This window comes from Chitinophaga alhagiae (genome assembly GCF_003568665.1).
Taxonomy (GTDB): Bacteria; Bacteroidota; Bacteroidia; order Chitinophagales; family Chitinophagaceae; genus Chitinophaga; species Chitinophaga alhagiae.
In genome coordinates this window covers 273,183-286,343 of sequence record NZ_QXMH01000004.1, presented here as the reverse complement: position 1 = coordinate 286,343, position 13,161 = coordinate 273,183, and the positions used below count along the sequence as shown (strand labels likewise).

Here is a 13,161-nt window from a genome sequence, read left to right as displayed (position 1 = left end):
AGAGCCTAACTATACTTTTTGTTCACCACGTTAAAATTGCACGTAGAAACAATATGATCAAAATTTGCAGTGCGTCAGTTTAAATTAGTGCCCCGCACCATCCAAGCTGTCGGTACCTAACTAAAGCGAAATTAACTTCCATGTAGGATCCCTGTGCAGGTGAAAAGTTAACTTCTTCGTATCACTTTTTCCAGACGGTAACGCGCTATGCGTGCCGCGGCAATCTGTATGCTTACCAGCCTGCGGCACGGCCCTGTTATGCACTTTGCATAGCGGGCAGGGGAGTCTTTTATTTTTTTAGTGGCCCGGCTATGCCTTGTATGGCGCCGGGCAGGGGATTTCCTGTTTTGGGCCCACCCGGCTATGCGTTGTCATAGTAGCGGGCAGGGAGTCCCTTGTGTTGAAGTGTCCCGGCTATGCCTTTACCATAGCGGCGGGTAGGGGAGTTCTTTGTTTTTCAATAAATCCGTCTTATGATATATTTCTACCCAAATTCAGGGAAGCGCGCCGCGTTATTGCTGGGGCTCTTCATGCTGGGAGCGGGCGCCATGGCGCAGCAAAAGCTGTACAAGAAAGCAGACTCTACAGGAACGGCGGGCAGCGCGGAAGCTGCGGAACGCCTGAAAAACGTGCCCATGCTTGCCAGGGACACGGTAGGGTACCTTCCCAACAGCGAGCTCCTTCTACGTACAACCGGCGCCGTTAGCAGGCTGCCTTTAGATGAAGTAAGGAAACTCCCTTACACCAGCGTAAACCAGCTATTGCTCGGGAGGGTCAACGGCGTGGATGTTCGCATCCCCGGCGCAGAGCCTGGCAAGCGCAGCAGCGCCTTTGTACGCGGCGCTTCCGGCCTGCTGCTTAAAAACGGTGACCTTTTTGGCGCACAGCCCGTGTACGTGGTAGATGGCATGCCCCTCATCACCGAGCATGCTTTTGCCTTTGATGTGCAGCGGTTCGATTTTAACCGCATGGGCACAGAGATAGACCCACTGGCCTTCCTCAATGTGAACGACATTCAAAACATTGAAGTGCTGAAAGACGCCGGCGCCGCCGCAAAATTCGGGCCCCTGGCCGCTAATGGCGTGATCAACATCACCACCTGGGGGCCCCGCAGCGGAGAACTTAAAGTGGAAGTGAACGGCTTTGCCGGTATTTCCGTCAAACCTTCGGTAGATGTGATCAATGGCCGCTGGGAACGGGATTTCAGGCTGCAGTTCTATGACCGTTACGCCAGCAAGGAACAGTTCAGGAGTTTTCCCGCCTACCTTGCAGACTCCACCAACTCCACCTATTATGGTAATGCGGACTGGGATGAGGCCTACTACCGCAATGGTTGGGTTACCGGCCTGCAGGCTGCCGTAAGCGGCGGCAACCGGCTGGCCAACTTCCGCTTCAGCGTTGGGCAGGCCGCTGAACAGGGCGTGGCGGAAAAAACGGCCATGCGCCGGTACAACGTCAACTTCGGCATCAATGTAATGCCGGTAAAAAACCTGATGTGGAGCACCTTTATCAGCGCGGCGGTGATCAACCGTGACAGGCCGCAACTGCTGCGTGACAGGATGGGGGATGAAGATTACATCCTCAGTCTTGACAAACCGCCATCCTCCAGCAAAGAGCAGGTAGAACAGTATTTCAGCTACCTGGAAAAAGGTGTTGACAAAAACAGGAACGCCAACGTACGCGTGCTGAACACCCTGCAATATTCTTTTGGCAGGTATGTAAAGCTCAACTCCCGGTTCGGGATTGATCACGGGCAAAACTACCGGGACCTGTTCATTCCCTCCACCGTGAACGACGGCAACAACTTTGTATCCAACTACGATGGCCTGCACCGCCGCCTTGTATTCGACAACTCTTTGGAAATAACGCCGCTGCAAAAGAAAGGCCAGCGCCTTTCCGTTACCCTCGGCCAGTACAACCAGTGGGATATGTGGAAGTACAACTACGGCCGCGCGTTCAAGGGCAAGAGCGATTATATACAGATCTACCAGCCGGGTAATGACGACAACAAGACCGGCGCCTCCCACAACCTGCGCCTCACCGCCAATTATAAAGACAGGGTGAAGGCCAACCTCGCGTCTTTCTACGCAGACATTGACTACGCTTTGCAGGATAAATATTTCTTCAACCTCTACCTCCGGCAAGACGGGTCTTCCAACGTCAGCGAGGCCGAGCGCTGGCAACTGTTCCCCACGGCGTCCGCTTCCTGGAAAATATCCGGGGAAGACTTTATGAAAGACAGCCGCCTCTTCAGCAACCTCCGCCTGCGGGCCAGTGCGGGCCGCATAGGCAAGGTGTTCCACGACGACTATTACAAAGGCGGCCCCGTGTACAACGTGGAAGCAGGCTGGGAAGGCACGCCCAACATGGCCACCTATAACGCCTTTCCCGTGCTGAACGCGGCGTATGAGCTGGGTTATATTTCTCCCGGTATTGCCTGGGCATATACAGACCAGCTGAACGGCGGGCTTGACGTAGGAGTGCTCAACGGCCGCCTGAACTTTTCTGTAGACGTGTATACCCGGCAGGACAAGAACCTGCTCCTCAAAGTACCGGCCATGACGGAAAGCGGTTATACCGGCGTATTGATGAACGGGATGGACATTGCCAACTATGGCGGCGAGCTGGGCGTAAACGCCGTGATAGTGAACGGCAAAAACTTTGGCTGGTCTACCGCATTGAACGCATCCGCCAACAAAACCAAACTGTTGAAGCTGCCGGGCGGCAGAACGGACGTGCGCATGGGCAACCGGCGTTTCCTGGTAGGCAAACCGGTAGACAAGTACTGGCTGCTTATCAACGACGGTATTTATGCCACAGATGCCGATGTGCCTCCGGGCATGACCTACCAGGGCCTGCCCATGAAAGGCGGCGATCCCAAATGGCGGGACGTGAGCGGGGATAATAACATAGACGATGCGGACCGTGTCGTTACCGGCACCCACAATCCCGCGGTGCAGGGCGGCTGGGCCAACAACCTGCGCTACCGCAATTTTGAACTGAACATGCTCTTCCGGTATGCCTTTGGCGGAAAGCTGCTGAACAAGGCGCTGGCAGACCGGTTTGACTTTGTGAACCACGAAGGGGTAGACGCTATTGAAGGCGTAAAAGAGTTTGCCTACTGGACCAAACCCGAGGGAGACCTGAACGGCATGTACCGCTACAACCCCTGGAGCCCCGTAAGGGCTTACCAGGCAGAGCAGACCCTTTTCCTTGAAAAGGCCTCTTACGTGAAACTGCGTTCCCTTTCGCTGACGTATAACTTTGCGGGCGCCTGGATGGAAAAGAAGGGCGTACGGCAATTGCGTGTATTCGTGACCGGTAATAACCTTTTCACCATCACCAACTACTCCGGCGGGGACCCTGAAGCCTTTGACTACTTCGGGTACGACCAGGGCGTTTACAACTGGCCCGCGCCTAAGAGTTATACCCTCGGTTTCAACTTACAGTTCAAATAACTAAAACTGACCTTATGCGATATATATGGATGGGAAGCCTGATGTGCCTGCTGGCTACCGGATGGCTTTCCTGTAAAAAGATGCTGGACATAGACTCTACCCGGGCTGTAACGGAAGAGAACATGTGGAAGACCAAGAACGATGCCTGGGCCGGCAGCTTTGCCGCCTATGGCCTGCTACGCGCGGCGCTGGCCAATGAGAACGCACACTGGGCGTATGGCGATATGCGCGGCGGCGATTTTACCGTTACCAAACGTGGAGACCTGCAGGCGCTCCGCTCCAGCCAGCTCACCTCCAACTACCCGGCCATGGATACCTGGCGTGACTGGCGCCGGTTCTACGCCGTAATTGCGCAATGTAACCTGGCCCTTGCCAAACTGCCCGGCATTCCCGAGCTGGACAACCGCTACGCCCGCTCCGAAATGAAGCTGGACGCGGCGCAGGTACGTTTTGTACGCGCTTTCACCTATTTCTACATTGTGCGTATCTGGGGAGACGTGCCGCTGATCACCGAGCCGTTTAAAGGAGACTTTACGGCCAATACCCGCGAAGGCTGGCAGAAGGTGCTGGACTTTGCCCAGGAAGAAGCCCTTGCCGCCTCCAAAGACCTGCCCTGGCAGTTTGACGGTTCCAACCCGGAGCAGCAGGGCAATTACCGCGGGCAGGGTATTTCCCACTGGCGCAGCATTCTGGCCACCCGCGGCGCGTGCTACAACCTCATAGCGCACATTGCCGCCTGGAAGAAAGACTATGCCACCGCGCTCAAATACATCAATACCATTACAGACAACAAGGCACGCACGGCATATGACTACGTTACCAACAACGACATGATAGTGGCGCCCAGCGGTACCTCCGGCTCCACTTTCCGCGGCCGTACCAACTGGAACATTTTCCAGCTGGACTTCAACATAGACCACGCGGAAATATCCACCACCGGCCAGCTGGAATACTGGACGCTCCGCTACCCGGACGTGCCAAAGGCCGAAGCCGAGATCTATGTGACCAAAGACAGTATCCTGAACATTTACAGCAACCCGTCAGACGTGCGCGCTTCCATCTTCTTCAAAGACATGACCAGTGTACAGCCTATGTTCTACAAGCTGCGCATGCTGGACGGCGCCGTACGCAACCCCACGTTGCGCTTCTTCAACGCCGCCATAGTGATCTTCCGATATGAAGAAATGACGCTGCTGCGCGCCGAATGCAACGCACGCCTTAAAAACTATGCCGCCGCCCGCACGGAACTGAATACACTGCGTAACAGGCGGTATATAGACGCCGTGCCGGAAGATGTAACAGAAGAGGAACTGCTGGACCTCATACTGGAAGAACGCCGCCGGGAGCTGATCGGTGAAGGGTGGCGCTGGTACGACCTGGTGAGCTTCGGCAAGGTGCCTGCTTTCAGCCGGCTTACGGAAGCCGATGTGCAGAACGGCGCCGTCTACTGGCCGCTGTCCAAGAACTCGCTCAGCCTCAATCCCCAGCTTACACAATATTCATACTGGAAATAATCCCTTCAACATGAAAAGACTATTCTCCTTCAAACATATACTGGCCGCGGCCGCCCTGCTGGCCCTGGCCGCCGGTTGCCGGAAAAATAACGAATACCGTAACATGGAGCCCGTGGGCGAAGTGAAGATGAGCAGTTACGAATTTCTTAAACAGGCCAACCAGAGCGGCCTCTATGATACGCTGCTTTACCTGCTTGAAAAAACCGGCATAGCGGAAAAACTGAAAACCGGCAACAATACTTTTTTTGCGCCGCAAGATTTCAGCATTGCCTCCGCTATGGACAACCTCAACTTCATCCGCAAAAAGCGCGGGGAAGACCCCAACTGGACGGTAGACAGCGTGAGCACCGGCGTATGGGACACATTGCTGAGCCGCTACCTGGTAGATGGTCAGTACAACCTGGATTCCCTGCGTTATGGGGACGGGGTTACCCTTGTAACGCCATACGGCTACGAAATGAGCGCCAAGGCTATGACCACCACCGCCTCCGGTATCAGCAACGGCGGCTCCATGGTGATCCAGTTCAGTGACAAGAACAACTCCCGCCTCATCAAATTCTGGGTGTCTGCCATTACGGAATCTGCCAACATCCAGACTACCAACGGCATTGTGCATATGCTGGAGTCCAAACACATTTTCGGGTTCTCGTCTTTCCTCGGCATGGCTTACCCCGCCCAGCGCTCGCCCTACTTCGGCATCCCCTTCCTGATACCCGGCCCCGGCAGTGTGGATATTGCCTACTATGACCGTGGTGGTGAAGGGGTGGCTTACCACGACTTTGAGCCCGCTAACAGGGGCAACGGCAAGTTCCGGTTTGAAGAAGGAGTGGATACGGACGTATGTACGGAAGGCCCCTACAATATAGGCTATACCTATCCCGGAGAATGGCTGAAGTATACGGTGAAAGTGGAATATTCCGGCCTGTACAGCACCTACGCCCGCGTAGCCACGCCCAACGCCAACTGCATCACCCACCTGGAAGTGGATGACCAGGACGTGACCGGCCTCATCTACCTGAAAAAAGGCACCGGCTACCAGAACTGGGTAACCGTAGAGGGAACAGAAACTTACCTCACGGAAGGCGAGCACGTAGTGACGTACCATGTAGACGCCGCCGGCTTCAACATGGCCCGGTTCGGTTTTGTGCCCAAATTCAGGAAACCCTTTAACGGCGCCCCGCTGCAAATACCCGGTACCATTCCCATAGCGGAGTTTGACTGGGGCGGCGAAGGCATTGGCTACAAAGATGCGGACGTGCAGAACCGCGGCAACGCCAAACAGATGATGCGCGCATTTGAAGGCCCGGACGTGGAGCAGAATGCAAAAGAAGGCGGTTTTAATGTTGGTTATACCGCGGCCGGGGAATGGATGTCTTATACTGTGAACATCCAGCAAACCGGCAAGTACGACATCATTTTCCGGGTGGCTTCTCCCAATACCTCCGGCAAGGTACACGCAGATATTGACGGTACCAATGTGAGCGGTGTGCTCAACGTGCCCAAAACCGGGGCCTACGGCACCTATACAGACCTGGTGAAAAAAGACGTAACGCTCACCGCCGGGGAGCACTTGTTGAAAGTGGTAGTAGGCGCTTCGGGCTTTAACATTTCCAAAGTGATTTTTGTAGCGAAATAATTTCAACTTATGAAAAAGAACAGCATTACAATACAACTCATGGCCTGGTGCTCACTTGGCCTGCTGGCGGGCTGTTACAAAGACACGCTGCCGGTGGAAAAGGATTACATGAGCAAAGACATGAACTTCAAGAAAGAGACCTTTGTGGCCAACCTGGGGCGTATGAACGTGTTTGCGGACATCTTCAACGCAGACTATTCCACCCAGCCGCTGCAATTTGAGCTGCAGTCTCCCCGGATAGACAATAAAACCCCGGCGCCCATACTGCTGGAAGCGGTAGACACCCGCCAGTGGAAAGACTACTACACCGGCACGGAAACCTCTGTTGCGGAAATTGAGGCCAAACGCATCACGGTGCGCCGCCCCATCCTTGACCTGAACAGCCAGAACGGCCAGCTGGTAGTATGGCCGGTAGATTCCACCAAACTGCCCTACGGCAAATATTTCTTTGACGTAAAGGTGAATAACAAGGCGGGGGAGCGCCTGTTCCCCGGCCTGATGCTGGACCTGCGCCGCCCCCGGCCTTATGAGCCTTACGAATATGACGATGTTACCGGCATCCGCAAGGCAGACAACGCCGGCGGCATCATCCGCCCCAGCACCATCTCCAACCACAGAGACCCGCAGGGCAGGGAGATCAAGGCGGAAAATGTGCAGATCTACTTCGTGAAAACCGGCGCCGCCGCCAATACGCTCACGTTCAAGTTCGTAGATAAAGACAGTGTGGGCATTCCCATCTCCACCTTCAACATCCAGCGCTGGGACAGCCTGTACTACTACAGCAAAATGGCCGGCCGCAACGTCAGGTTCGGTTTCAACAGGAACATCCCTGCAGACAGCATGTCTGTCACCTATGACATTACCAATCCCTTTCCAGTACTGGCGGAAGCCTTTGCAGGAGATGAGCTGGCGGAGTACATCTTCTCTTACAGCAGGGTGTCTTACGGCTACCGGGTGGTTGGCAGAATAGGCCTGAAGTTCAGCATTCATGAGCCGGGTGAATGGACGGTGGTGTTCCGTTACATGATCAACCCAAAATTCAGTGATGATTAACGCGCAACTTTTAAATCAGCAAACTATGCATAAATTATACCCTGGAGCCATGAAGCTCTGTATTGCCCTGATGCTTTTTGCCTGCAGCACGGCGTATGCCCAGCAAAAGGTACTGGTAAAGGGAAAGGTAACGGATGCCGCCTCGCATACAGGTATTCCCGGTGTAAGTATTGTGGATGTGGCGGCAAAAAAAGGTATTGCCGTAACGGATGCGGCGGGTAACTATTCCATTGCCATTGAATCGGGAAAGCTCTTGCTGTTCCGCTTTATCGGTTATGAAGATAAAACCGTAAGGGTCAGCAAGCAGGAGATCAATGTACAGCTGGCTACTTCTGAAAGAGGGCTGAAGGAAACAGTGATCGTGGGGTACCAGCCGCGTACCAAGGAAACCATGACGGGCGCCTCCAGCCATATCAGCGGCAAGGAGTTGCAAAACGTGCCCGTGGCCAACCTGGAGCAACTGCTGCAGGGCAAGGTGGCCGGCATGAACATCCAGAACAATACCGGTGCGCCCGGCTTTGGCGGTACCATCTCCATCCGCGGTATTTCTCAGCTCAACATATCGGGCAGCGGGGACCAGGCCTTCCTGGCCAGTTCCAACCCGCTGTTGGTGATCGATAACGTACCGGTAGATTATGATGGCGGTATAGACCAGTCCATGCTGCAGCCCGGCGCCGCTACCGGCCCGCTGGCCCTGCTGCCGCCGGAAGACATTGAGTCTATCGAGATCTTCAAGGATGCCCAGGCCGCTTCCCTCTACGGCTCGCGCGGCGCCAACGGCGTAATTGTGATCACCACCCGCCGCGGTAACTCCGCCGTGCCCATCATCAGCACCAACAACAGCTTGTTCGTGAACGTGCCGCCGCAGCTGCGCGCGGTGTGGGGCGGCAACAAGGAAAGGGAATACCGCATTGCCGCCATTCTGGGGTATAGCCAGAGCGAACGGGAGGGCCGTCGGGAGCTGGACGAAGCCCAGTTCATTTCAGACAGCCTCAATGGCTTCTACAATAACAGCACAGACTGGCAGGGCCTTTTCTACCAAACCACGCTGAATACCAACAATAACCTGCAGATCAGCGGCGGTAACGCCAAAATGAACTACAAGGCCAACCTCGCTTACCAGATGAACCAGGGTGTGATCAAAAATACCGGCTTCAACAAATACAGCCTCAATATGCAGCTGAACATGCAGCCCAATACGCGGTTGCGCGTAAGCGGCCAGCTGTTTGGCGCCTACGGGCAAAAGCAGCGCGGCAATGGCGGCGGCATCACCGGTAACGGCGCAGGCAACGCCTTCTCGTCTTCCCTGCTGCCAGGGCCTTCCCACTTCCTGGAATTTCCGGAGCTGAGGGCTTACCTGGAGAATGTGGACGATAACAATACCGTCAACATCCGCAGCTACCTCAACGTAGATTACGAGCTGTTCCGCGGGCTACGCCTCACCACCACCACCTCGTACGATTATTACACGGATACCCGTGACCGTTTTAATCGCGGTTTCTCCAATAATAACCAAACACTGTTGTACGGTTTTGTAGGCCGCCGGGGAGAGCTGAACACCCGTAACGGCCTGGCGTATAACTTCAACAGCAACCGGGAGAACACGGAGAAGGGCCACAACGTGCTGGTCAGCTTCTTTACAGAGGCCAACATCATGGAAAATGAGCAGCATATCCGTGAAATGCGCAACGGGCCCAGTGATTTCTACTGGGGGCCGCGCGGATACTCACCCCGCTTTTACCCCGGCAACCCCTGGAATGATGCTTCCAACAAGAACACCAACGGCACGCCGGTGAGCCGCGTATATCACGCGCTGTCATACGCCGGGTTTGTTTCTTACAACTATAAAACGAAGTACGTGCTGGACCTCTCTTACCGTTCAGACGGTAACTCCAGCTCCGGGCTCTCCAGCCGCTATTCCATCAACCCCGCCATGGGCGTGCGCTGGAACTTTGGCAAGGAACGCTTCATGGAAAACCTGAACTTCCTTGATTACGGTTCATTGCGCGGCAGCTTCGGCATCAACAGCCGTCCCGTGGCTAACCAGGTGAACGCACTGGGCATTTACCAGATACATGCGGACTATAACAACCAGACGGCCATCGGCCCCGAGTTCAAGCTGATGCCCAACCCGTACCTGGAGTCTGAAAAGTCCCGCCAGTTTGATGTGGGGCTGGATATGAGCTTCTTCAAAGGCCGGTTCACGTTCACGTACGATACCTACTACAAACGCACCTATAACATGGTGATGACCATGCCGCTCACAGATGTAACCGGTTATACCAGCATAGAGAAGAACGGCGGCGCCATTGTGAACTATGGTCATGAACTGGCCATCACCGTACGGCCCATTGCTTCCACCAAGCCCGATGGCTTCCAGTGGACGCTGACCGCCAACGGCTCTGTTTGGCGCAATACGCTGACGGCATTGCCCGGCGGCCTGGAGTCTTTCCGGTACGACGACGGGGCGCCTTATTATCAAGACCTTGCCCGCAAGGTAGGCCGCAACCCGATTGCCAATTTCCTCTTTAAAACGGAAGGTATTTACCAGTCTGACAGTGAAGTGCCGGTAGACCCTGTGCGCGGCGTGCGTTACCGGAACGGCAAAGGCAACACGGCCCAGTACTTTATGGCCGGGGACCCCGTTTGGGTAGATGTGAACGGAGATTACATGCTGGACGATGATGAGGACAACATGATTGTTGGTAACCCCGAACCGCGCGCTGTAGGGGGGCTTTCCAATACTTTCAGCTACAAGAATTTTGCGCTGAACGTCTTCTGCTCCTTCACCATCAAGAGAGACATCCTGAACAACGCCATGGCCTCCCGCCTGCTGCGCCTTACACAGCCTTACAATATTAAATACGATGGGGGTATTGGCGGTACGGTGAACATCTATGACCTGGACCTGGTGAACTACTGGAAACAGGGAGGAGACCTGGGCGCGCAGTACCCCAACGTGTACTACGTTTACCGCAACGGACAGATACAGCCTTTCCGGTTGGACCAGACCATGTTCATGGAAGACGGCTCCTACTTCAAGATCAACCAGGTTACGCTGAACTACAACTTCCGCAACTTCGGTTTCATGAAAAGGGCCAGGATACGCACGTTACGCATGTACACCACCGTGTTCAACGTGGCGGTATTGTCTAAATACTCTGGCCCCAACCCTGAAATGGTAAGCCAGCTGGGAAGGGACGACATCAACGGGTATCCTGCATCAAGGAGCTTCACCGTGGGCTTTTCTGCAGAATTTTAAACTAAAAGACAAACATTGAAATGAAACAGTGGTTTAACATATTATTGGCGTGTACCGTACTGGCGGGCACCGCCTTGTCTGGCTGCAAAAAGTTCCTGGAAGTGGAGCCGAGCGACAGGTTTACCGGGGCTGATTTCTGGAAGAACGCGGAAGACGCGGAAATGAGCGTAACCGCCGCCTACAGCCTGCTACGCGCGCGGATGGCCAGTACCGCCATTTATGCAGGCGGAGACTTCAGGCCTGGTAACTGGAACTTCTGGGCCAAACGGAATTTCATTGCCCTTTCCACCAACCAACTGCAAAGCGCGGACCTGGGCCTGCAGGATAACCTGGCGGCCCTGCGCAGCAGCTGGGGCGATTTTTACAAATCCATTGCCATGGCCAACCTTTGCATCGCCAAAATACCGGAGATCAGTGATCCTGCCATGAGCGCTGAACAGAAGGCCAGGTACATAGGCGAAGCGCGTTTTATCCGCAGTTTCAATTATTACTTGCTGGTCAATTACTATGGAGATGTGCCCTTGCAGTTTGATCCTTATGATACACAGTTGAAGCCGCGCTCCAATATGCTGAACGTGCTGGATACCTGCCTGCTTGACCTGGAGCTGGCCATAAAAGACCTGCCGGAAGGCTACAGCGACCCTACCTTTCGCGCGGTGCGCGCCACTAAAGGTGCCGCGCTGGCGCTGATGGCGCATATGTACGCCTGGAAGGCCGGTTTTGATAAACCGCGCGCCAAAGAATGGTGGCAAAAGTGCCTGAACACTTGCCAGGCCATAACAGACCTGCGGCAGTACCGCCTCATGCCTTACGCGCAGGAGATCTACAAAGAGCTGTTCAAAGGGCGCTCTGAAGAAGGTATCTGGGAGCTTAGCATGGATGCCAACTACGGCAATGCCTGGGGCGGTTTCATGGCGCAATGGGTATTGCATCAGCCTGTGCTGGCTACCAGCACCACGCTGTTTGGCGGCCTGGCCAGCGAGATCACCATCAAGAAGGATTTTATTGACCGCCTATACCCGCCGGGTAAATCCGATGCGCGTTTCACCCTCTGGTTCGATGATCCGTATTCCCAGCTGAACCCGCAATCTTCCATGTTCCTGAAATACATTCCCTCAGATCCCGGGGTACGCAGTTTTGACTTCAATATCATGTTCTTCCGTTATGGCGGCGTATTGCTGCTGCAGGCGGAAGCGCTGGCGGAACTGGGCGGGAAAGACGTGGAGGCCATTGGCCTGCTCAACGAGATCAGGCGCCGCGCCTCGGCGGAAGAATATACCGGCAGCGGTGGAGACGAGCTGAAAGACGCCATCTTCATGGAAAGAACAAAGGAACTGATGGGAGAAGGGCAGCGGTGGACAGACCTGGTCAGAACAGGCCGGGTAATGGACATGAACGAATGCGAGAACTATCTCACGCAAGACCAGTTTGACCGCCGCGCATGGACATGGCCCATCCCCGTGGACGCTATCCGCACCAATCCTCTCCTTGTTCAAACCGCTTATTGGGTACAGTAAGTATTAAAACGCATTGTATGAAAAAGATATTTCAATGGCCGCTGGCGCTCATTTGCCTGGTACTGTTCACGCAGGCCTGCAAAAAGGATTATTATGTAGACGGCGGCCTGGCCAACCCGTACTACAACGGTACTATATACGATTACCTCACGGAGAAGACCCTGTATTTTGACACTATCAAACAGATCATAGACCTGGCCGGGTTGAAAGACATGATGACGTCAGATACCGTTACGTTCTTTTCGCCAACAGATGACGTGATCCGCGTGGCCATGAACGACCTGAACGCGCAGCGCTACGCCACCATGAAAGATTCTGTTGATATAGCCGACATCGGGCCGGAAGTATGGCGCCAGTTCCTGGGCATGTACATTATGCAGGGCAAACGGGTGGCAGGCAGCTTTCCGCGGGTGAGCCCCGAAAACATCAGCGCCTTTCCGGGTATCAACTACATTATGCTGGACGGGTACATCCTCAACATTGGCCTGGATTACACGTCCTACAATGGGGTGGAGGCCGTAGGCCCGCGCATCCTGACGGTAACGGACATCACGTACGATCCCACCAATTTCAGGAACAACCCCAGGGTAAGGGTAGTGTCTTCAGACATACAGCCAAAGAACGGTGTGGTACATGCCCTGAGCATATCCCATTATTTCGGTTTCCGCCGCGGAGAATTTACCCGTATTGCGGCAGATTATTTAAAGTCTAAAGAATAATG

At 54.6% G+C, this 13,161-nt stretch carries 7 protein-coding genes; all 7 read left to right on the top strand.

The window, feature by feature from the left end; translation table 11 throughout:
• The first annotated feature begins 473 nt into the window (after positions 1–473).
• Genes D3A97_RS20395 through D3A97_RS20365 form a run of 7 tightly spaced genes read left to right on the top strand, consistent with a single transcriptional unit; the run spans position 474 to position 13,159 of the window.
• Positions 474–3,458: a SusC/RagA family TonB-linked outer membrane protein gene (locus D3A97_RS20395; RefSeq protein WP_119080396.1), complete on the top strand. Its 2,985-nt coding sequence runs from the start codon at positions 474–476 to the stop codon at positions 3,456–3,458.
• Positions 3,459–3,472: 14 nt separating this feature from the next.
• Positions 3,473–4,972, top strand: coding sequence for a RagB/SusD family nutrient uptake outer membrane protein (locus D3A97_RS20390; RefSeq protein WP_119080395.1), 1,500 nt, complete (start codon positions 3,473–3,475; stop codon positions 4,970–4,972).
• Positions 4,973–4,982: 10 nt separating this feature from the next.
• A complete protein-coding gene (locus D3A97_RS20385; RefSeq protein WP_198674099.1) occupies positions 4,983–6,608 on the top strand; it encodes a carbohydrate-binding protein in 1,626 nt (541 codons plus the stop codon).
• Positions 6,609–6,617: 9 nt separating this feature from the next.
• Positions 6,618–7,661: a DUF5007 domain-containing protein gene (locus D3A97_RS20380; protein ID WP_119080393.1), complete on the top strand. Its 1,044-nt coding sequence runs from the start codon at positions 6,618–6,620 to the stop codon at positions 7,659–7,661.
• A 25-nt stretch (positions 7,662–7,686) separates the two neighbouring features.
• Positions 7,687–10,923, top strand: a complete 3,237-nt coding sequence (locus D3A97_RS20375) for a SusC/RagA family TonB-linked outer membrane protein (protein ID WP_157986658.1) — start codon at positions 7,687–7,689, stop codon at positions 10,921–10,923.
• 20 nt (positions 10,924–10,943) lie between these two features.
• Positions 10,944–12,440, top strand: a complete 1,497-nt coding sequence (locus D3A97_RS20370; protein WP_119080391.1) for a RagB/SusD family nutrient uptake outer membrane protein — start codon at positions 10,944–10,946, stop codon at positions 12,438–12,440.
• 17 nt (positions 12,441–12,457) lie between these two features.
• Entirely contained in the window at positions 12,458–13,159 is a 702-nt protein-coding gene (locus tag D3A97_RS20365; protein WP_157986657.1) for a fasciclin domain-containing protein, read from the top strand.
• Positions 13,160–13,161: the final 2 nt, after the last annotated feature.

Bases quoted from the DNA above. Each gene is read 5' to 3' on its own strand.
- D3A97_RS20375 (WP_157986658.1), top strand. From the start codon at position 7,687: ATGCATAAATTATACCCTGGAGCCATGAAGCTCTGTATTGCCCTGATG.
- D3A97_RS20380 (WP_119080393.1), top strand. From the start codon at position 6,618: ATGAAAAAGAACAGCATTACAATACAACTCATGGCCTGGTGCTCACTT.
- D3A97_RS20385 (WP_198674099.1), top strand. From the start codon at position 4,983: ATGAAAAGACTATTCTCCTTCAAACATATACTGGCCGCGGCCGCCCTG.
- D3A97_RS20390 (WP_119080395.1), top strand. From the start codon at position 3,473: ATGCGATATATATGGATGGGAAGCCTGATGTGCCTGCTGGCTACCGGA.
- D3A97_RS20365 (WP_157986657.1), top strand. From the start codon at position 12,458: ATGAAAAAGATATTTCAATGGCCGCTGGCGCTCATTTGCCTGGTACTG.
- D3A97_RS20395 (WP_119080396.1), top strand. From the start codon at position 474: ATGATATATTTCTACCCAAATTCAGGGAAGCGCGCCGCGTTATTGCTG.
- D3A97_RS20370 (WP_119080391.1), top strand. From the start codon at position 10,944: ATGAAACAGTGGTTTAACATATTATTGGCGTGTACCGTACTGGCGGGC.